Raw genomic sequence first — 20,931 nt, forward strand, 5'->3', positions numbered from 1 at the left:
TTTGGCAGCTTTGCTGTCAAAGTAAAATGCATGAAAACGCTTTGCCCCAAGTTTTGAGGTCTCGCCGTGGCGGCAGATGGGCGAGCTTGACGGCATCGTTTTACCTTCGGGCGAACAGGTCTTTTCAGGGCTGACGAATTCGTTTCGTCGTCGCGGCGACAAAAAGAAAAATAAATACCTTTCGATCGCCATTGGCATCATTCTCTTTATAGAACTCGTGGCGTATCTGACCGTCAGCTGGCAGGGTGAGGCGCGTGAAATTCCGTTCACCTCGGCTTCGATCGACCTTGGCGATTTCAAACCCCGCGCCCGCAAGGCTCCTGTGATCGAGGTCGATGAGGTGTTCGGCAACCAGTTTGTGAAAGAACGCAAAGACGCGACGACGCTGCCTGCCAACGAAGCTGGCGGTTCTATCGACGGCGAAGGTGTTGTCGACCTCGATGTCGAAGGTTCGGGCGGCAGCGGTGGCGGCGCGCCGAATATTGCACGCTGTGCGGTCAGAAACTTTCCGCCCGAGGCAAAGGCATACGTTGAAGAGGCGCTCGTGCTCGTGAATCTGCTCGTCGACAAATCGGGCCTCGTGCGCGATGCGAAGCCGCTCTATGTGCAGTTCAAGAAGAACCTGCCCCCCGATCTCAAAGAGCGCATGAAGAAGCTTTTCATGAGCGCCGCTCGCAATTCATTGCAGGGGCGCCGTTGTCCGGTGTATTACGCCGCCGGCGTCGCGACTGGCTATCGGCTTGAAGTGCCACTCAATTATGAGCTGACCAACTGACGTCTTTTTCAGTTTATAACCCATGTCGAGAAACAGAATTTTCGTCGCGGTTTTCGCGGCGGCGCTTGCAGCTTTGCTCATATGGTTTCTCGAACCCTGCGGCAAGGCGACGACGCCCGAAGAAGCTTCGCAAGGCGGATTTCTACCGTCATTAAAAGCGAAACTCAAGAAGAAACCGGCCGAGCCGAAGCCCGCAACTGAGCCGGCGCCCGCGCCGGCAGCGCCACCATCAGGGCCCGCAGCCGCAGTGGAGCAGATTGACAACACGCCACCCGTCAATCTCACCGAAAGCGAAGAGGTACCCAACGTCGCCAAGTGTGTCATACGCAACTTTCCCGCCGAGGCAAAGCCCCATGTGAAGACGGCGACGGTCACCGTGCGACTGAACGTTGACCGGTTCGGCAAGGTTCGCGAGGTAAAACCGACGGCGGTCGAGTTTGGGCAAGAGGTCGAAGAAGACCTGCAGCCACGTATGCGTAAGCTCTTTATAGAAGCGGGTCGGCGGGCGTTCGGCACCAGGCCGTGCCCTCCGCACGTCGTCAATGGCCAGAATGCCGGTTACGTGATTATCGTGCCCCTGCTTTACACCCATTAAGAGCTGAATTGCATTTGCCGCGACGCGGCAAATGCAAATGAGGCTATACATCGCTATGAAATACGAATTTTTCGCACTCGACATCGACGGAACCGTTTTCTCGTCTGAAGAGATTATTTATCCTGTTTACAAAGAATCGATCGAGTTATGGTCCAAGGCAACCGGTAATGCGCTCGATACCCCGGGCCGCGAGCGTATCATGCTCGAGATCGGCAAGCCGGTGAAAAAAATCTTTCAGAACCTTTTTCCCCAGCTGAGTGAAGACGACCGCGACACGCTTTCTGATTCGGTGCTGCGACTGCTCTGCGACAAGATAGCCGCGGGTGCCGGCGAGTATTACCCCGAAGTCAAGAAGACCATCGACGCCATCACAGAACGGGGCGGCAAGATTCTCGTCGCGTCGAATGGTCGGCGCCCCTATATCGAGGCGATTCTTGGGTATGCGGGCGTGCTGCAGCACGTTATATATCCCACTTATATCGACGGTGAAAAAATTTTCACCAAGAGCGACATTATGCGTCACTACACTTCGATAGGCCTCGACGCAAAAAAAATTGTGATGGTCGGCGACCGATTGAGCGACCTCGAAGCCGCGCAGACGATTGGCTGCGATTTTGCCTGGTGCGAGTACGGGCATGCACCGCCAGGTGAGATCACAACCTGGCAGGTGAAGCTCGAACAATTTTCAGACCTGCTCAAATATGCCTGAAAGGTTTGTACTGCACCCACAGCTCGCGGCCGACACTTTCGCCGTGAAAGAACTTTCGCTCTGCCGGCTCGTCGCGATGAACTGCCGTGCGGTGCCCTGGCTCATTCTCGTGCCCCGAATTGCCGGTGCGCGCGAAATCATCGACCTTGCGGCCGCAGAACAACAGCAGCTTATAATCGAGATCGCACTCGTGAGCAGGCTCTTGCAGACCGAGTTCAAGCCCGACAAAATCAATGTTGCGGCGCTCGGCAACGTTGTGCCGCAGTTGCACGTGCACATTATCGCGCGTTTCACCCATGATGCCGCGTGGCCGAAGCCCGTGTGGGGCAATGTCAATATCGAGCCATATAAGCCTGAGGATGCAGAAGCGTTCTTGAACCGGCTGCTGAATTCGAAGTTGCTCTCATAAAGTATTGACTTCTCAAACGCGGCAGATAGCTCTGCTGTATGAGAAACCTTAAATTCTATATCGCAGTTGCGGCGGTTTTCGCGGTGACCGGCTGCAAATCGGGTGACGCCCCGAAGGAGCGCTTCATGTTCACAGGTAAAACCGACCCGCAGGTCGAAAAACTTCTCGGTGGTATCGACGTCTACGCTGACGCCGTGCGCGTTATACCGGTGATTGTCAATTCAGACCCCAACTCTGGCGGTAAGAAAGAGAATCTTGAAGGTTATGCGATTGTCAAAAAAGGCAAGATCATGACCCCCGACCAGGTGAAAAAATTGCAATCGGTTGTATTCGACGTCAATGTATACGATTTTAATTCATCGAAGCGTTGTTTGTTTTCCCCCTACATCGGCTTTATCTTTGAAAAGGGCGGCAAACAATCGCATGCACTCTTCTGCTTCACCTGCAACGAGGTGAGTTATGGCCGCGACGGTAAACAGGGCAACCTCGAAGATTTCGACCCGGCTCGCAAAGAGATACTGTCTCTCGCAAGGGAGCTTTTCCCGAACGATGCGAAGCTAGCGGCGATCAAAGACGAGCTATAACATGAAAAGATTGAATCTTCGCGCTATTGCAGCCTGCGTGCTGTTTTCGGCCAGCGTGACGCCGGCATTTTCGGCGTCTTTGCGCGTGCTGCTTGTGGGCGATACGAACGACCGCTCGATCGGCAAATCGGTGGTGACAGACTTAGCGAATTTTGAAGGCTTCGCGCAGCAGATTGCGGCCCGTACAGGATTAAAGCTCGACATCAAGGTCATTAAAGGCGCCGGATTAAAATCACGCCCGATCATGGACGCTGTAAAAAACCTGAAGGTCGACAGCGACGATACGGTCATCTTCTACTATTCGGGCCATGGCTTTCGCACCCAGCCAGTGAAAACACGCTGGCCTCTGCTCTACATACCCGACGCCGGCACAAAGGGCGTCGATTTTCAATGGGTCATCGACACCATCGACGCGAAGAAGCCGCGCATGGTACTGGCGATCAGCGATTCGTGCAACAATTACATCGACCTGCCGCAGGCCGGCCTCAACTCACGTGCGATGCTTGAAGATCAAGATGAGGCCTGGCGAAAGCTGTTCGTCGAATTCTCAGGGCGCATCTATGCGTCGGGTTCGATCGTCGGCCAAATGTCTTTCGGCCAAGATGCTGCCGGCGGCGCCTTTACCAGCCGTTTTCTCGCCATTGTGCGTTCAGAAGTGAAGAGTACGTCAGCCAACTGGGACCACATCATGAAACTTGCGACGCGACAGATTGTCATCAACAGTCCGCAGCAGAAAACGCAAGACCCGCAATACGAGCTCGTGAAGGGCGCTGCAGTGCAGACACCGCAGGCGAGCGTCGAACAGCAGCATGAGATTCACATCGCAGAACCCGAGCCGCCTGAAGAGCATAATGAACAATGCAAGGCGCTCGGTGAATTTGCCTCGGCACTTTCGACTGTCAAATCTGGTATGCCTGCGAAATTCGACTTTCGCCGTCAGCGCCAAGAGCTTGCAGGCTATCAGCAGATGGTAACCGCGCTGGTTCAGGCCGGTGGCGATAAACAGATGATACAGCTGTCGCGTACGATGCAAATGGGGTTGAGGCAGAAGAACTGGCCGCGGTTCAGATCGGCCGTCTGGGCTTACGAAGGCCACATCGCGTCGCTGCACAGCTCGGCCTGCGGCTCTCATTAATCGTGAGAACGCGCACCTTTCAGGTGCGCGCCCACAAACCATTTAGGCTAACGCTGCCTGGGCTGCCGCGAGCCTCGCGATGGGTACCCGGTAAGGTGAACACGAAACGTAGTCGAGGCCCACGCGGTGGCAATAGCCGATTGAGGCCGGGTCGCCACCGTGTTCACCGCATACCCCGAGTTTTATTTTCGGGTTAGTCTTGCGCCCCTTTTCAATCGCAATCTCGACGAGTTTGCCGACACCTTCCCAGTCAAATACCTGAAATGGGTTTTGCGGGTAGATGCCCTTTTCGATGTAATAGGGCAGGTAGTGCTCTGAATCGTCGCGTGAGAAACCCGATGTCATCTGCGTCAGGTCGTTGGTACCGAAACTAAAGAACTCCGCATGCTCGGCAATCTCGTCTGCGGTGACGGCAGCGCGCGGCACTTCAATCATGGTGCCGAGCGCGTATTCGACTTTGATACCCTTTTCTTTCATCACGGCGTCAGCAGTCTCACGAATGACCTTCGCCTGATTCGCGAGCTCTTTGAAGTGGCCCACAAGCGGTACCATGATTTCGGGAAATACCTTTTTGCCCTCTTTCAAGAGCTCAGCCGCTGCTTCAATAATCGCGCGCGTCTGCATTGCGGTGATTTCAGGGTATGTGACCCCTAACCGGCAACCGCGATGCCCGAGCATAGGGTTGAACTCTTTGAGGTCATCCATCTTTTTGTGAACGTACTGCGAGGTCTTGCCGAATGCTTTGGCAAGTTCTTCTATCTGTGCCTCTTCGTGCGGCAAAAATTCATGCAAAGGGGGATCAAGAAGTCTCACGGTGACCGCGAGCCCTTCCATGGCTGAAAAGATTCCCTTGAAGTCGGCCCGCTGGTAAGGCAAAAGTTTTGCCAACGCCTTCTCGCGTTCTTCAAGGCTTGAAGACAGAATCATCTCGCGCATTGCGGCGATGCGCTCTTCGGCAAAGAACATGTGTTCGGTGCGGCAAAGGCCAATGCCCATTGCACCATAGCTGCGCGCCACAGCAGCGTCTTCGGGGGTGTCGGCGTTGGTGCGCACCTTGAGGCGGCTGTACTGGTCAGACCACTGCATGATGCGCGCGTATTGCTGAGCGAGCAGTGATTTTTCCATGGGGAGGGTCTTGGTAACAAACACCTGCTCGAGTTCGCTCGGTATGGTATTGAGAGAAGCGTTCAATACCTGGCCGGTGAAGCCGTCGATCGAGATATGGTCGCCTTCTTTCATTTTTACCGCTTTCGCAGTGCCCGAGTTGAACTCTACGGTGCCCGTCTTGTAATCGACTTCGAGTGCACTGCAACCAACAATGCAGGGTTTATTCATGCCGCGCGCAACCACCGCAGCATGCGACGTCATACCGCCGCGCGCAGTCAGAATACCTTCTGAGCTATGCATACCTGAAATATCTTCTGGTGACGTTTCGACACGAACGAGTATGGACTTCACGCCTTTCTCTGCCCACTCCACGGCTTTTTCGGCGGTGAGGGCAATCTTGCCGCTCGCTGCGCCGGGGCCGGCCGGCAGACCGGTGGCGACGACGAGACCCTTCGCGAGCACTTCTTTTTTTTCTTTTTCGTCGAAAATTTTTGCGAGCAGCGACGGCAACGTGCTTGCGTCGATTCGCTTCAGTGCAGCCTTTTCATCGATCAGTTTTTCGTCGACCATTTCGACTGCGGTGCGAATCGCTGCGAATGCAGTGCGTTTGCCCGAGCGTGTCTGCAGCATGTAGAGTTTTGAGCGTTCGATCGTGAACTCGATATCTTGCATGTCTTTGTAGTGGTGCTCGAGTTTGTCTGCGTAGCTGTGCAGCTCTTTCAGAGCCTCTGGCATTTTTTCGCCCAGCTTTTCGATTGAGAGGGGAGTGCGAATGCCTGCAACCACGTCTTCGCCCTGCGCGTTCATCAAGAACTCCCCATAGAACTTGCGCTCGCCGTTGGCAGGGTTACGCGTGAACGCGACGCCGGTGCCGCAGTCATCGCCCATGTTGCCGAAGACCATCGATTGCACGTTGACGGCTGTGCCGAGAGCCTCAGAAATATTGTTGAGTTTGCGGTAGGTGATCGCGCGGTCGTTCATCCACGAGGCGAACACGGCATCGATTGCGCCCATGAGTTGTTCTTTCGGTGATTGCGGAAAGTCACGCCCGATTTTCGCCTTAACTTCAACCTTATATTCAGCGATCAGCTTCTTGAGGTCTTCGGCGTCGAGCGCGAGGTCTTCGGTGACACCCTTCGACTTTTTAAGCCCGTCGAGAATGTGCTCGAAGTCATGGTGTTTCAGGCCGAGCACGACGTTGCCGTACATTTGTATAAAGCGGCGGTAGCTGTCGTAGGCGAACCGCGCATTGCCGGTGCTCGCGATGAGGCCCGCAACGGTTTCATCGTTGAGGCCGAGGTTCAAGATGGTATCCATCATGCCGGGCATGGATACCGGGGCTCCCGAGCGAACAGACACCAGAAGCGGGTTCGCTTTATCGCCGAATTTCTTGCCTATGGCTGCCTCGAGTTCGGCGATGCCCTTGTCGATCTGCGCTTGCAGATCGGCGGGGTACTTGTTGCCGTTGGCGTAATAATAGGTGCAGACTTCGGTTGAGATCGTAAAACCCGGGGGCACGGGAATGCCGAGCGTGGTCATCTCGGCAAGGTTGGCACCTTTGCCGCCCAGAAGCTTCTTATCCCCTGCACCGCCTTCGGTGCGACCGGCCGAGAAGAAATAGACAAACTTGCCGGGTTGAACTGTTTGAGCCATTACTCAGCACCTGAGTTTTTGACGTCTTGTAAACGAGTTTACACTCAAAATTGACGCCCGGTCTGCCGATCATATAATTACGTATGTCTTCATCGCCCGTGACTGCAAAACCGCATCCCGCCCTTGCTGTCAGGTTGACGATGACACTCGGGCTGATCATGCTCGCCGTTGGGGCAGCCTTTTCTGCAATCTACTTTGTACTTTCTGTTTCGCTGTTTTCGAGGCTGGCGACGCAGCAACTCGACCAAAAGGCAAAAAGCGCCGAGGTGATTGTGCGCGCTGTGTCGCTTTCGCGCGACGCGATCAATACCATGACTTATATTCGAAATCTGCAAAATGGCGGATTTAACGATGCCATCGGGGTTTTTAACGAAAAAGGCCAGCTTGTCACGCATACCGACGAAAGCATCGCGACTGCGCTCGGCAAGGTGGTCACTGACCCAAAACTGAAACTCGCAGAGGTCGTCGCGCAAGAGAAACTTCTGCAAGATGTTCTCGCGTACCGCCGTACGCGGCCCGTGAACCCGCTGTACAATCTGGGTGAAGCCCACTATACCGCACTGGTACAAGAAAAAGCGACTATCCTCATTGCGCTTACGGCGCAAAAGCCGAAGATGGTTACCCTCGCGGCTTCGTTCTTTTTGCTCTGTCTTCTTGCAGTCGGCATCAACACACTGTTCGTCTATCACTACGGTCATTCGATTGCGCACAGTCTGGCGCAAATCGTGCGTGGCCTGGATGTCGATTCAATACGGGTAGAAAGCATCGAATCGCAGTATATTGAGATCGATGCGCTGGCGCAGGCAGTCGATGAAAAGATCAGGCAGAGCCGTGTGGCACTGCCGCCACCTGCCGGTGAAGTTTCGAAGAGTGACGGCGTAATTTCGACCCTACAGGCGAAACTTTTTGAGAGACCTTTTCCGCGAATGGAAGGTTATGAGCTCGCCGTTTACCCGCGCCGCCCCAAGAACGAAACCCATGAATTTATTTCAGGCGCTTATGAGCCGGGGCACGTCGATGTACTGATCGGCATTACCGACGCCGACAGCGTCGAAGCCCTGCTGGCAAAACACCGCATGCAAGAGCGATTCTTCGCTTTGGCGAAACAGAATCTCAGCTCAGACGAACTCGCCCGCAACATCTGGACTGCATTTTTCGCGCACAGCGAACTTGTGCCCGGCATATTCTTCGCGCGCCTCGACGAAGCCGCCAAATCGATGGATATCTGCCGCGCGGGTGGTGTGCACCTCTTTGAAGTTACCCCCGACAGCGTCTGCCATGAGATCAATGTGGGCAGCACCGAATTTGGCTCAGAATACACGATGATTTCAGAGCACCGCCTGACAGCGGGCAGCTACTTTGTCATGGTTTCTCACGATGCTTTTAGCGCGATGGAGCTTTCGTCTGGCGATTTCGCAGAAGTTATCGCAAAGCTTTCAGCAAGTAAGAGCGCCAAACTTCTGCTCGCAGGCCTTTTAGAGAAGATTCACCAGAAACTGCCGGCCGGTGAAACCGTGCCCGGTCTGATTGCTGTTCTTTCAGAAAGAAAGTAGGCTAGCGCTCAAATATTCTCACGGGGCGGCCATTTGCGCCTACAGCCACATAAGTCACTTCGCAGGCGATAATTTCGCGCGATGTCTGCTTCTCAGGGTCGTACGCCACGGCTTTGCCTTCGGCGGTAACGCTGCTGCGGCGAACGTCTTTGATGCGCGCATAGATCTGAATGATATCACCGAGGTAGCCTGGCGCCTTAAAGTAGACGTTGTTCATGCTCACAGTCACCATCGACTTATAGCGCAGCCGGTTGGTGCAGTGCAGGTAAACATCGGTGTCGAGCCACGCAAGCAGCTGCCCACCAAAAATATGGTGGTTCGGGTTCAGGTGCTCTGACATTACCATGTGCTGCGTCACGAGCGAAAAATCTTCTTGCACCAGATCGTGTACGGTCGGCTCACCGGCGCGGTCGCCGCGTTGCCGGCGTTCGCTGCCCTCACCCTGTATAGCCACGGTAATATTCTGCCTTACTTGATGCGTATTTCAGTATTCGGTATCGCACCCGGTGTAGAGTTTTCAGGGGGCACGGGTTCGGCAACCGGCTTTGCCGGTGCGGCCGGTTTACCGGGTTCAATAACCCCCGTTTCTGCGCCTGGCACAATTTTGTCGTCTGTCGGCTCTGGTTTTGCCGATGGCTCAACTTCTTCGGGCGGCAGCGGCTTTTTCTTGGCGGGCTTTTTCGCCGCTTTTGCCGGCTTCTTGACCGGTGCGGGCTTTGCTGGCTTCACGGGCTTTTCGGGCTTCTCAGAGGTATCGGGCGCGACATCTTCGCCGCCATCATTCTTATCTTTGCTGGCGTCGAAATAGATCTCGGCGCGGCGGTTTTTGCGTCGGCCTTCGACAGTGCTTTCGTCTTTGCTCGCCGGCCGTGTTGCGCCGAAGGCTTTGGTGATAATCATCTCGGCCGGAATACCGTATTGCACGAGCCGCTTCTTCACGAACGCAGCGCGCGACCGCGAGAGTTTCATGTTATAGTCGGGGCCGCCGCGGCTATCGGCATGGCCATAGACATAGACGTATTTGTGGGGCTGCTTGTTCCACAGGTCGACCACATTCTTGAGACCTGAAGCTTTCTCGTTATTGAGGCGGTTCGAGACGTTGGTTGAAAAGTACACGATTGCCTCGAGTCCGCCGGGGCCTTTTGTCGGTACCACTTCGACGTCGCCCTGGTCTTTGCGCTTCATGACGAGCTTCAGCTCTGCGTCACCTAAGAGCTCGCCGTTGGGGCCGCGAATCAGATCACCGACGTTGCGCGATTCGGCGAGGTTTTCAAAACCCTTGAGCGATGCTGAAACTGTCAGCTTTTGCTTTTCGAGCGCCGCGAGTGCGTCTTCGGGTTTTTTGTACCGCGACATTGCGGGTATGCTCAGGCGACCGGCGCCGTTTTTAAACGGCAGAATTGTTTCGTCTTTTATATCGGGTGCCAGTGTGTAAGTGGCTGCGGGTTTCAACGTGCGATTCTTGTCGTCGACGAAAAGTACCGTGAGGTTGATCTGTTTTGGTAGCGCGATGGCCCGTACCATTTCGAAATCCTTCTGAATGGTGACGGGCGTGTTCACGTCGCGCAGGTCTGCGATGTATTCAATCGGCTGGTAGCCGGGTGCAGTGACCGTGAACTTGTATTGTTTCTTGTTGATGAGGTCTGCGCTATAGAGACCGTCGGGCTGCTGCGTCGAAAAGTTGCGTTCACCGTCGAGATCAGATATGCGAATATTCGCCTCAATGCCTTTGTCGCTGAATTTTTCTTTCACGCGCCCTTTGATTGTTACCACAACTTCAGGTTTGGCAAAATCGGGAACGCGCGCCCGGTAAATATCGAAGCTGCCCTGGCCGTTCTCGCGGTTTGATGCAAAATACATGAAGTTACCATTGCGCACGACTGTCGGGTATTCGTCGTCGAATTTTGAGTTGTAGGGAGTACCCAGATTGGCCGGGCGTTTCCATTTTGATTCTTCGTCGTTGCTGCCGCCGTTTGCCGCGATGTCTTGCAGCATCTGCGTCACGTAGACGTCGTAGCCACCGACGCCGCCCGCGCGGTCAGACGAAAAATAGAGCGTAATGTTGTCTGAGTGAATAGCGGGAGTCACCTCTGATGAGGGCGTGTTGATCGTTCTGCCGGCATTGCGTGGCTTGCCCCAGCGTTTTGCCGCAAAATCGTATTCAGAAACCCAGATATCGTCGCGGCCAAAACCGCCTGGCCGGTCAGAACTGAAAAACAGGTAGTGACCGTCTTGAGAAATAGAGGGCATTCGGTCGTGAAAATCGGTGTTGATCTCGACCACGGGTTCGGGCACGCTCCATTTGCCGTCACGCTGAATCGTGTAATACAGGTTGGTGAGCTGCGGGCCGGGCCGGCCGTCTTCACCGAACGATGCAAAATACATTTCGTAGTCTCCGCTCGGCAATTTACGCAAAGTGGGATGTCCGTCGAAATAGCCAGAATTCACCGGCAGGCCGACATTCGCGGGTGTTTTGAAACGGGGTGCACCCGCGGTGACCTCATTCTCCGCAAACCACAGGTCGAAATCACCCGATTCGCCGACACCACCCGGGCGGTTCGACTGAAAATAGAGAAAGTGTTCGTCTGCAGTAATGTAAGGCGTGTATTCGCTGTATGGGGTATTGACCGCACCAATGTTCTGAATCTGGGCCACATTGTCGGCAGTGACGGGCAGGCGTGCGCCCTGCGCAATTAAAGCAGGCATGACCATCAGCAAGGCGGCAATGCTGCCCGCAGCGCCCATATTTCGAAACTTCATAAGTCACGTCTGCCGGGCAGACATACGCGGTGAATTACTTTAGCAGGTTATGGCTTGAGGTCTTCCCGATATGTGATCTTCACGTTGGCAGCGTCGCCCTCGAATGTATGCACCGACAGGCCAAGCGACAGACAGAGCGAACCCTCGTCGGTGAAATCCATGGCGAGCTGGCCGCGCGCAACCGCGCGCGATTCAGCCTCTTGAAAAGTGTTGTAGTGTACCAGCTGCGGGGTTTGCACACGGTTGAGCTCCCCCCTGTTCTCGTAGGTGACGACGTTCTTGCCGTCAACGCGCACGATAGAATCGACCACCGGCATCACAGGTATAAATGCAGGCAACGCGGGGGATAACAAACCCAAATGTTTGCTTACCCGCTGCAGAAACTCACCCGAAAGGTAGGGTCGATTGGCGTCATGTACAAGCAAGCGCTCGACGTTCTGAAACTTTCGCACCGCATTGATGCCCGACAAAAAACTGCCAAAACGCGTCACACCCGCTGCGGCATATCTGAACTGCCTGCCTGGAAAATCCGCTGCCAGTTTCTCGAGAATCGGGTTCAAGACAGCGCTGCCGGCCGTGTTCTTCGGCGAGACAAAAATGGCGATGTCGATCGGCAAAGCGGCGAGCAATTTGCGCGCGGTGACTTCAAACAGCGGGCGCGCAACGCCTTCATGCTCAAGTTCGAGAAATTGTTTGGGGGTAGGGCCACCGAAGCGGCTGCCAGAGCCGCCCATAAGTAACAGCAGAGCGTTCATATAATTTGCCCTCGCGCAGTAGGGGTAGGTTTAAACCTACCCCTACTGCGCGAGGAGTTTCAGCAAATATTTACTTTTGCGCCAATTTGGTGAATACCATCTTGCCGGCGTTCGTCTGAATGACCGAGGTGACGTTGATCTTCACTTTCTTGCCGATCAGTTTGCCGCCGCCTTCGATCACGACCATCGTGCCGTCTTCGAGGTATGCGATGCCCTGGTTTTCGTCTTTGCCTTCTTTCACAACCTGAAGTTCAATTTCTTCGCCTGGCAGAACCACGGGCTTCAGTGCGTTCGCGAGGTTATTCATGTTGAGCACGCGCACGCCCTGAAGCTCTGCAACCTTGTTCAGGTTGAAGTCGTTCGTGACAAGATAACCACCCGTGTCTTTCGCGAGGCGAATCAGTTTCTGGTCAACTTCACGCGTTTCTGTGTAATCTTTGTAAGAAATCTTCACCTCGAGATCGCTGCGCTTCTGTAGCTGGTTCAGCATATCAAGACCGCGACGGCCACGGTTGCGTTTGATCGCGTCTGGCGAATCAGAAATCAGTTGAATTTCACGCAGTACAAAGTTCGGTACAAGAAAAGGTGGCTCGAGAAAGCCGGTCGCGGCGATGTCGATAATGCGCCCGTCGATAATGATCGACGTATCGAGAATCTTGGTTTTTGATTCGGTGACGGTTGCCGGCTTTGCGTCTTCGCTGTTTGCCGCAGCCTTGTCAACGCGGGGCCCGAGCGCCGCAGGTTGCGGCGCGACGACAGGTACTTTTGCCTGCGCAGGCCACAGCAGCCCAAAGCCGACTGAACTCGCGATCACGAGTACCGCGAGCACAACGTAGCTGATTGTTCCTGGCGTGTCTTTCAGATATGGATTCAGCGAGCCCGCAGCGACCATGCCGGCGAGCGCACCGAGCAGGTAGGGCAGGTAATTTTTCACGGGCGTCTGCGCCGCAAATGATTGGGAATGTTTCATTTTCCCTCCTTCTTTATCAGGTCGGGAAAAATGCCGTGCTGATGCTACTTCGACAAGATATCTGAAATCATATTACTTGCGTCTTCGGCTGTGATGCCCTTTGCCAGGGCAACTTCGTTGATCATTAGAGAATAAGCCGACTCATAGAGCTTTCGCTCCATGACAGAAAGTTCTTTATCCCGCGCCCGCTTATAGAGGTTGCGGCAGACTTCGGCCACTGCAGTGATTGAACCTGACTTTACTTTGGTCAGGTTGTTCTGGTATCTGATTTTCCAATCTTCTTCTTGCTCGACATAGTCTTCTTGCAGAAGTTTCGAGATTTTAGGAATCTGCTTTTTATCCATAATATGCCTGAGACCGATTGTCTCGGCATTGTCTACGGGCACCATGACCCGCATTCTGGTATTAATGAGCTCAACGACGTAATATTTTTTCTTCTTATTGAGAATCGTCTTGGTTGCGATTTCTACGATCTTGCCGACGCCATGCATCGGGTATACGACATTTTCCTCGAGATTAAACATTATAGTCTTGCCGCCTAACGGCGACATTAGGGGCTTCGGTGGCGAAAGACGTGTGGTCAATCAATAATCGGACATAGTTTTCTAGCTTTGAGTTGAGACACCGCTTTAGCGGTTTCTCAACTCAAACCGATACGGTCGCTGTCGAGCAGGGTTATCAGCGTACCGACGCAGAGCCAGAAGCTCATTTGCACGATTTCAGAGGTAAAATGGCATTGCGTAAGGCCCATGAGGGCCATGAGCAGCAGCGAAGTGGCTGCGGCGGCGGCCAAAGGCCGGTCGCTTTGCCGGCTTAGGCGAAAGCGTTCCCTGAGGTACAGGGCGCCCGGGGCAAAGTAATAGAATAGCTGCAGCAGCAAACCGACGAGCCCATAGAGCACCCAGGTATTTATAAAGTCATTGTGCATGTGCGTTATCGATTTTTCCACATTGTCGTATACCGCTACCCCTGCAGCCCCAGGTACCTGAAAACGGGGGTATTCAAGGTTATAGCCGCGGTCGCCAAAACCTGTCCAAAAACGCTCTTTGATCATGGCTGAGCCCGCCTGCCAAAGATCACGGCGCTCGGCCTGCGACCCCGCATGAATCTCTGGCGCGGGAAAGCGGTACTGCTCGGCGATACTTTCGGGAATATTCTGAAAAACGAGGGTGCCCGCGACTGCCACAATGGCCACAAAAATCAAGCGGTGTGCCTTGTTGTATAGCTGCAAATAAACGAATACGGGAATCACCACCGCGAAAGCGGCGATCGCAGCCCGGGATTTGGTGAGCCATAACCCGATCAATACGCTGAGCGTTAGCAGCAATATGCCGAATGCGCGACCTTTTCGACCGGCAAAATACGCTGAAAATGTCAGGCCCAGGCCCATCATCGCGGCAAGTGCAGACAGCCCGGCAAAGTTCAGGTGGTGCATGCTGCTGAAACCACGACCACGAACCCAGTTCAAAAAATCTTCGCGCATCTGCCAGGCGCCGTACGCCGAAGAGACAGCCGCACCCGCGACGAAAAGCGCGACGACCACCAGCAGGCGTTTGCGGCTGCTGGCATAAAACCAAATAAATGCAGGTATCAGCATCAGCCAGACTTCGCGGGCCTCAATGAGCTCGGCGACGGGTTGGGGTGAAATCACGACATGGTAAATGCGCCAGAACACCCACAGAAAAGCACCGGCATAAAAAACCTTCAGAGTTGTCGCGCCTTTGGCGTCGAGGATTGCGCGGCCCCGGCGTGAGAATAACGTTGCGAGAAAAATGAGAAACGCGAGTCCGAGGCCTGTTTGTGCAATCGATATCGAGAACGCAAGCCCCACAGCGAACAGGCAAAGAAAAACAAACGCGAGTTTGCCGGCTATGGTATTCTCAGATGCGCGCATAGAGCCCCTTCACTTCCAGTAATTTTTGTGCATGCTGAGCATGCGGCAGATTCGCCTGCCGAACACCGTGTATTTGCGGCCTAGTTTGTAACCCAGAAATTTTGCCGCGATGTGAAATGGCATCAGCATGAGAGACAGCAGAGCTGCGGATTTCCATAGCAGCGAAGCCTGTCTTTTTACAAATCGAAATCCTTCTTTATTTGCTGAGCCTGCCGTAAAGAGCAGGTCTGCATGCTGTGAATGAAAGACGCCGATATCGAAATAGCGGGTAAATTCTTGCCACGCGCTGTAGTTGTGCGAATGCCTGACCTCTGCTTCGGGCTCATAGATGACCGTCGCGCCTGCCTGAATAATGCGCGCCGCAGCGTGCATATCTTCACCGAGTATAAGGCTTGAGGCAAAACCGCCGGCTTTGGTCAGCGTCGGTTTGTGCCAGAGGCAGCAGCTGTTCGAGGTGAACCAGGTTTTGATGCCGAGTGAGGCGGCGCTCTGCAGATTCTGCACGATACGCTCTTCACCATAGTTAATGAAGCGGGCGCTCGACGCGAGGGGGGTAGCATTCGTGTGCGGTAATTGCCGCGCATAAACGGCGCCCACCTTCGGTTGCCGGGTCGCCTCGAGTAACCGCGCCACTGACCCAGGGTTTGCGAATACGGCGTCTTGGGTAATGAAAAGCACCCAGTCGTGACGCGCAATCCTTAGAGCTGCGCTGCGGGTGCCGCCATGATCGAATTCATGTTTGCTGATCTTGATTAGCCGAAACGGTGTCTTGGCCGCAATGGCCTTGAGCTGGGCTGTCGCCCCATCGTTCGAATCGGTATCGAAAACGATAATCTCTGCGGGCATTGCCGTTTGCTCCATCGCCGCGCGCAGACAATCAAGCAGAAGCTCGCCGCCGTTACGCACCGGAATCACCAGGGAATATTTTGGCAGCGCAGTATCGCGTGGCTGTTTTTTTGAGGTTGGCACTAATAGGCCCCGCGTCGCTTAAGCACAACGCCGATGGTTTTGTAAAGAATGACGAGATCGATATAAAGCGACCAGTTGAAGACGTACCAGGTGTCCATTTCGACGCGTTGTTCGTAGCTGACGTCGCTGCGCCCGCTGATCTGCCAGAGCCCGGTCATACCTGGACGAACCAGTTTATAGAAATCGCTGCGCTCTGCATAACATTCGAGCAGCTCACTTTCAGGCACGGGCCGGGGGCCCACCAGGCTCATTTCGCCTTTCAGCACGTTGATCAGCTGCGGCAATTCATCGAGCGAAGTTTTTCTTAAGATCGCCCCGAGTCTGGTGACGCGCGGGTCGTTCTTCAGTTTCAGATTTTTCTTCCATTCGGCGCGCGCGGCAGGGTTTTTTGCCAGCAGTTCTTTGAGGCGAACGTCAGCATCGCGGTACATGCTGCGAAACTTATAGACCCTGATCGGCCTGCCATCTTTCCCTGTGCGCAGCTGTGAGAAGAGCGCCGGCCCAGGTGAGCTGAAGCGAATCGCAAGCGCGATCAGAAACAGAATCGGCAGAACAAATGGCAATGCCATAAGCACGAGACTGTAGTCGAAAAACATTTTGGTGAGCCGTGCAGGGCGTTCGCGCAGGCTATTGCTCAATTTAATCAGAAACAGCTGGTTGACGAACAGATGGTAGAATTCGGCGTTTAAGAGAGCTCCCGAACGCATTTCTGGTATCAGCAAGACATGCTGCACGTAGCGGTGAACCTCGTCGGCAACCCGCCCCGATATTTCGGGCGGTTGCCCGGGAGCCGCAATGAGCACGCAGGTGACCTGCAGTTCACGCAAGATACGCGGTAGATCTCTTTTGGCACCCGCGCGTGTCAGGTCAGAAGGTGCCTGTTTTTTCCAGAGGATTTCTTGCTGCGCGTCGAGCGGTACAAACCCCGAGAAACGGTAACCGAGCGTTCGCTCTGAGAGCACTTCACCCTTGATTTTGCGGGCAGCATCGACCTCGCCGACGATCAGAAGATTCTGCGTGCCGAGACCTATTTTGTGCAGCACGATCTTGCTCCAGTAGCGCGCAAAGCCCAGCAATATGAGAGCGAACGGCGCCATGAGCAATATCGTCAGGCGGCTGATAAGGTGCGATAACTTGCCCACCGAAATGAGGGCGAACAAAAAAACCGTGAGTATCACGATCGACTTGGCAATTTCTTTCAACTCGTCGATATAGGGCAGACGCTTCTTGTACAACCCCTCATACGCGAAAATAGTAACGAATAGCACGGGCATGAAATAGAGGTCGGCAAACCGCATTGCATCGCCAGAAAACTGCGGCACGAACTGCACGGTTTCACCAAGTAAAATGCGGGTATTGACCGCGAGCACGAATGCCAGCGTGTAGACAGTGAGGTCAATCGCCAATAGAGCAACCAGGTAGAGCACGTTACGTGAAGTCCCTGAGGATTGCGGAGCGAAATGCACCTCGACACCTTTTGCCGACTTCGCCATATTCTACTTCAGGCCGAGGCGCCGCTTTTCCCACGCGACGGCTGTCTTCAGAATCGCCTCCAGATCGGGAATCTCGGGAGACCAACCGAGTTTTTGTTTCGCCAGTGCATTGTCGCCCACGAGCATTGCCGCGTCACCTTCGCGCCGGGGGCCAAAGTGAAAATTGATCTTTCGGCTGCATGCGTTCTCGATGCCTTTCAGTACCTCGAGAATGCTGTAACCGCGATTGTTGCCCAGATTGAATGCATGAAACCCGCTATTCTTGAAGGCGAAATCAATGCCCAGCACGTGCGCACGCGCAATATCAGAGACATGAATATAATCGCGCACCGCCGTGCCGTCGGGAGTCGCAAAGTCTCTGCCATTCACGACAAAATCTGTTCGGTTTTCAAGCGCGGCTCGCACGGCGAGCGGTACCAGATGCGTCTCGGGCACGTGGTCTTCACCGAACTCATTTTCCGGGTCGGCTCCCGTCGCATTGAAATAACGAAAAACCACCGCTGAAAACCCGAGCGTTGTACAGTAGTCGCGCATGATCTGCTCACACATGAGTTTTGACCTGCCATAAGGGCTGATCGGATTCTGTGGATGGTTTTCGGTGAGGGGTTCTGCTACCGTGAGTTCGGCATAGGTTGCGCAAGTGGACGAGAATATGAGTTTCTTCACATTTGCCGCGAGCATCGCCGACATCAGCGAAAGTGTGCCCGCGACATTATTCTCGTAATACGCGTCTGGCTTTTCGACCGACTCACCGACAAAAATATACGCGGCGAAATGCATCACTGCATCGACACGTTTTTCCCGGAGCAGCGCGGTGAGTTTTTCCGTTTCGCGGGTTGAGATTCGGTGGCATTCAGCATAGCCACTGACGTCTGCCTTACCGTAAGACTCGTCATCAATGCAGACGACGTTGTGGCCAGCGCGGGCGAGAAGTTTACAGGCATGCGAACCAATGTAGCCACGCCCACCTGTAACCAGAATATTCATGCGCTGCCGCCCGCCCGGTCGAGGCAGTCACCGTTAACGCGCGGGTATGTTTTTCTATCTCTGGCCATCGCGCTGCGGACGCTGGCGACCGGGCCCGCGGCTACCGCCACGATTGCGGTTGCGGTTACCGCCTGGTTTGCCACGACCACCGCGGCGTGGGCCACGGCCGTCACCGCGACCGGCACCGCCACCACGGTTTTCTTCTTCAAGAATGCGGCGTGTGCGCTCTGAAATCTGTGGCTCAGATTTTTTGCGCACAAAGAGCGACATGACAGAGCGAGCGATGCGCTTGAAGAGTCCCACCTTCTCTTGAGAGCGGGGCACGATCGCAAATTTCTGGCGGTTGTCTTTGCGCGCATTATGGTCGCGTTTGCCGCCCTCATTCTGACCGCCACGCTGTCGCCGTGCATCGTAATAGGCCCCGTCTGCAACCTGCTTCTGGCGGTTCGGTTGTTCGTTGCGCCGACCGTGCTGCGGGCGCCCCTGACCTTCGCCGCGAGGCGCACGCGAATCGTCTCTTGGCCCACGTGCATCTTCGCGTCGGGGTGGACGGCCACCCTCGCGTTTGCGGTCACGACCGCCGCGGTCGTTACCGCCTCTGCCGCCGCGATCGTTGCCTCGCGGCCCGCGGTCACGGCCACCGCGTACATGGTCGGCGCCGTCTTCGCGCTCAACGCGCACGATACGCACAAAGCTGACATTTTCAATGTAACGAGATTCGGGTTGCGCTACGGGAATTTTGTATTTCAAATAGCGCTCGAGTTTCGCGAGCGAGTCGTAGTCAAATTCTGAGCTGACGCTGATCGCCTTGCCGGTTTTGCCCGCCCGGGCCGTGCGGCCGATGCGGTGCACGTACGTCTCGGGATCCATGGGGATGTCGTAGTTAATGACAAGCTGCACGTCTTCGATGTGCAGGCCGCGGCTTGCGACGTCGGTTGCCACGAGAATGCGAAACTTGCCGTCTTTAAAGTCGTCGAGAATCTTGAGGCGTTTATTCTGCGTCACCATGCTCGAGAGGCCTGCGGCAGCGATGTTGTGGTGGTTCAGGTTTTTTACCAGCACGTCGACATACTGGCGGCTGTTGGTGAAAATAATCACCGGCTCGAGCTTATTGTTTTCGAGAAACTGTATGAGGTAGGGCAGCTTTTCGTCTTGCCCGAGGTGCAGCATCTCTTGCGCGATGTTCGCGTGGTCGATGAGTTCGGGGTTGATGAGAATTTCTTCGGGCTCGCGCATGAATTCCCACACCGAATACAGGGCGCTGAAGTTGATCGTGGCTGAGAACAGCGAGAACTGGCGTTCTTCGTTCTCGTTCGGCGAGCACTTCGAAAGAATCTTGCGCACGTCGTCGATAAAACCCATGTCGAGCATGCGATCGGCTTCATCGAGAACGATCCGCACGACTTTTGAAAGGTTGGCTTCGCCGCCGCGCAGAAAGTCGAGCAGGCGACCGGGTGTTGCGACGATCAGCTGCGCGCCACCGGCGAGTTCGCGGCGCTGTTTGTCATGGTCGACGCCGCCGTAAATTGTGGCAAGCTTGAGGCCTGCTGCGTCGGCAAAGAACTCAGCCTCTTCGGCGATCTGCACCACGAGTTCGCGGGTCGGCGCCAAAACCAGTGCAACAGGGGGATTCACCCCGTCTTCGCCATGCGTCTCGCCTTTTTCGATCTTCTCGTGAACGAATTGCAGAATCGGCAGCAGGTAAGCCAGGGTTTTACCTGAACCAGTCTTGGCGCAGGCGATGAGGTCACGGTTATTCAGCGCAAGGGGTATTGTCTCGGCTTGAATGGGGGTGGGTTCGGGAAAGCCCTTCTCAGCGAGCCGCTTTTGTATCGGCTCTGAGAGCTTCAATTCAGTAAATAGCACAGGTTTCTTTGTTCGTCTGAAACAGGGGGTCAATGACTTTGCACCCGTACGCCCGAATCGTAATTTCGGGGTCAACACCCTTCGACAGGCTCAGGGTGACGACTTGTCATGGTGAGCCTGTCGAACCATGGCAAGGCGACATAACGAGCGCCATGCAATCGCCATTTCACTTGACCCCCCGAAGGCCCAACCGGGCATTCGCCATGGCTGTCGCAAAAGTGATTCATCTCGTGAAGCGGGTCGAGGCAATCGACCGTGAAATCGCCGAGCTGCACCAGCTTGTCGCGGGCATCGACGCTGCACGCTCTTACCGCAACCCGCTGAAGATCGCTGCTGAGCAACAGATCAATAACCTCGTCGGCGAAAAAGTCAAACTGATGGATCTCAAGATTGAGAACCCGCCCGAGTTCTTGACGAAGCACGTCGGCGAAAATGTCGCAGAACCTTCGACGCAGCCACGCATTGCGCTTGAGGCTCTCTTGGGCGGTACGACATCCACCTATGTGGCCGCGAGACAGAGCGATGCGCCCGATGAAACAATTCGCATCGGAGCCCAGAACCCCCTCAGGTCATTCACCCGCATGATGAACGTCGACGAAATTCTGCCAAAGTCTTCGGCTGACCAGACGGTACGCCCACGCCGGGCCGAGAAGCCGGCTTCTCGCACGCGCGCCGATATTCTGCGCGACCTGCCGCCCCTGCAGTACTAAGTCGCAT

General features: G+C 54.9%; 18 protein-coding genes and 1 pseudogene. 8 read left to right on the forward strand and 11 right to left on the reverse strand.

The window, feature by feature from the left end; all coding sequences use genetic code 11:
• Window positions 1-76: 76 nt before the first annotated feature.
• The 6 genes from TURPA_RS08935 to TURPA_RS08960 are packed head-to-tail and all read left to right on the forward strand — an operon-like array spanning window position 77 to window position 4,207.
• Complete coding sequence (locus TURPA_RS08935; protein ID WP_014802974.1) at window positions 77-775, forward strand: hypothetical protein; 699 nt, start codon at window positions 77-79, stop codon at window positions 773-775.
• Between the two features lie 22 nt (window positions 776-797).
• Window positions 798-1,370 (forward strand): hypothetical protein, encoded by a 573-nt coding sequence (locus TURPA_RS08940; protein ID WP_014802975.1) that lies wholly within the window; start codon window positions 798-800, stop codon window positions 1,368-1,370.
• Window positions 1,371-1,425: 55 nt separating this feature from the next.
• Window positions 1,426-2,079, forward strand: coding sequence for an HAD family hydrolase (locus TURPA_RS08945; protein ID WP_014802976.1), 654 nt, complete (start codon window positions 1,426-1,428; stop codon window positions 2,077-2,079).
• Window positions 2,072-2,488, forward strand: coding sequence for an HIT domain-containing protein (locus TURPA_RS08950; RefSeq protein WP_014802977.1), 417 nt, complete (start codon window positions 2,072-2,074; stop codon window positions 2,486-2,488). Before TURPA_RS08945 ends, TURPA_RS08950 begins: the two co-directional genes overlap by 8 nt.
• 38 nt (window positions 2,489-2,526) lie before the next feature.
• Window positions 2,527-3,072: a hypothetical protein gene (locus tag TURPA_RS08955; RefSeq protein WP_014802978.1), complete on the forward strand. Its 546-nt coding sequence runs from the start codon at window positions 2,527-2,529 to the stop codon at window positions 3,070-3,072.
• 1 nt (window position 3,073) lies between these two features.
• Window positions 3,074-4,207, forward strand: a complete 1,134-nt coding sequence (locus TURPA_RS08960) for a caspase family protein (protein WP_014802979.1) — start codon at window positions 3,074-3,076, stop codon at window positions 4,205-4,207.
• A gap of 42 nt (window positions 4,208-4,249) precedes the next feature.
• Here the strand turns inward: TURPA_RS08960 and ppdK are convergent, their stop codons facing one another.
• Window positions 4,250-6,967: a pyruvate, phosphate dikinase gene (ppdK, locus tag TURPA_RS08965; protein ID WP_014802980.1), complete on the reverse strand. Its 2,718-nt coding sequence runs from the start codon at window positions 6,965-6,967 to the stop codon at window positions 4,250-4,252.
• A gap of 83 nt (window positions 6,968-7,050) precedes the next feature.
• Here ppdK and TURPA_RS08970 point away from each other — a divergent pair, with 83 nt between their 5' ends.
• On the forward strand, window positions 7,051-8,520 hold the full coding sequence (locus TURPA_RS08970) for a hypothetical protein (protein WP_041948424.1): 1,470 nt from the start codon (window positions 7,051-7,053) through the stop codon (window positions 8,518-8,520).
• 1 nt (window position 8,521) lies between these two features.
• Here the strand turns inward: TURPA_RS08970 and TURPA_RS08975 are convergent, their stop codons facing one another.
• From TURPA_RS08975 to TURPA_RS09020, 10 genes and pseudogenes are all read right to left on the reverse strand, one after another.
• Window positions 8,522-8,974: an acyl-CoA thioesterase gene (locus TURPA_RS08975; RefSeq protein ID WP_014802982.1), complete on the reverse strand. Its 453-nt coding sequence runs from the start codon at window positions 8,972-8,974 to the stop codon at window positions 8,522-8,524.
• Window positions 8,975-8,988: 14 nt separating this feature from the next.
• The gene (locus TURPA_RS08980; protein WP_014802983.1) at window positions 8,989-11,280 is read right to left on the reverse strand and encodes an OmpA family protein; all 2,292 of its coding nucleotides are present in this window, start codon (window positions 11,278-11,280) and stop codon (window positions 8,989-8,991) included.
• A gap of 47 nt (window positions 11,281-11,327) precedes the next feature.
• The gene (locus tag TURPA_RS08985) at window positions 11,328-12,035 is read right to left on the reverse strand and encodes a 2-C-methyl-D-erythritol 4-phosphate cytidylyltransferase (RefSeq protein WP_014802984.1); all 708 of its coding nucleotides are present in this window, start codon (window positions 12,033-12,035) and stop codon (window positions 11,328-11,330) included.
• A gap of 70 nt (window positions 12,036-12,105) precedes the next feature.
• A pseudogene (locus TURPA_RS08990) lies at window positions 12,106-12,705 on the reverse strand (PIN/TRAM domain-containing protein); the annotation flags it as partial.
• Window positions 12,706-13,049: 344 nt separating this feature from the next.
• Complete coding sequence (locus tag TURPA_RS08995) at window positions 13,050-13,556, reverse strand: CarD family transcriptional regulator (RefSeq protein ID WP_014802986.1); 507 nt, start codon at window positions 13,554-13,556, stop codon at window positions 13,050-13,052.
• A gap of 89 nt (window positions 13,557-13,645) precedes the next feature.
• A complete protein-coding gene (locus tag TURPA_RS09000) occupies window positions 13,646-14,899 on the reverse strand; it encodes an O-antigen ligase family protein (RefSeq protein ID WP_014802987.1) in 1,254 nt (417 codons plus the stop codon).
• Between the two features lie 9 nt (window positions 14,900-14,908).
• Window positions 14,909-15,868: a glycosyltransferase family 2 protein gene (locus tag TURPA_RS09005; RefSeq protein ID WP_014802988.1), complete on the reverse strand. Its 960-nt coding sequence runs from the start codon at window positions 15,866-15,868 to the stop codon at window positions 14,909-14,911.
• Window positions 15,868-17,361, reverse strand: a complete 1,494-nt coding sequence (gene wbaP, locus TURPA_RS09010) for an undecaprenyl-phosphate galactose phosphotransferase WbaP (RefSeq protein WP_014802989.1) — start codon at window positions 17,359-17,361, stop codon at window positions 15,868-15,870. The genes TURPA_RS09005 and wbaP overlap by 1 nt, the downstream gene beginning before the upstream one ends.
• 3 nt (window positions 17,362-17,364) lie before the next feature.
• Window positions 17,365-18,348 carry a UDP-glucose 4-epimerase GalE gene (gene galE, locus TURPA_RS09015; RefSeq protein WP_014802990.1) on the reverse strand — a complete coding sequence of 328 codons (984 nt, stop codon included), beginning with the start codon at window positions 18,346-18,348 and terminating at the stop codon, window positions 17,365-17,367.
• A gap of 54 nt (window positions 18,349-18,402) precedes the next feature.
• A complete protein-coding gene (locus TURPA_RS09020) occupies window positions 18,403-20,214 on the reverse strand; it encodes a DEAD/DEAH box helicase (protein ID WP_014802991.1) in 1,812 nt (603 codons plus the stop codon).
• 203 nt (window positions 20,215-20,417) lie between these two features.
• Between TURPA_RS09020 and TURPA_RS09025 the strand changes: the two genes are divergently transcribed.
• Entirely contained in the window at window positions 20,418-20,924 is a 507-nt protein-coding gene (locus tag TURPA_RS09025) for a hypothetical protein (RefSeq protein ID WP_014802992.1), read from the forward strand.
• The last annotated feature ends 7 nt before the right edge of the window (window positions 20,925-20,931 follow it).

It is taken from the genome of Turneriella parva DSM 21527, assembly GCF_000266885.1.
Classification (GTDB): domain Bacteria; phylum Spirochaetota; class Leptospiria; order Turneriellales; family Turneriellaceae; genus Turneriella; species Turneriella parva.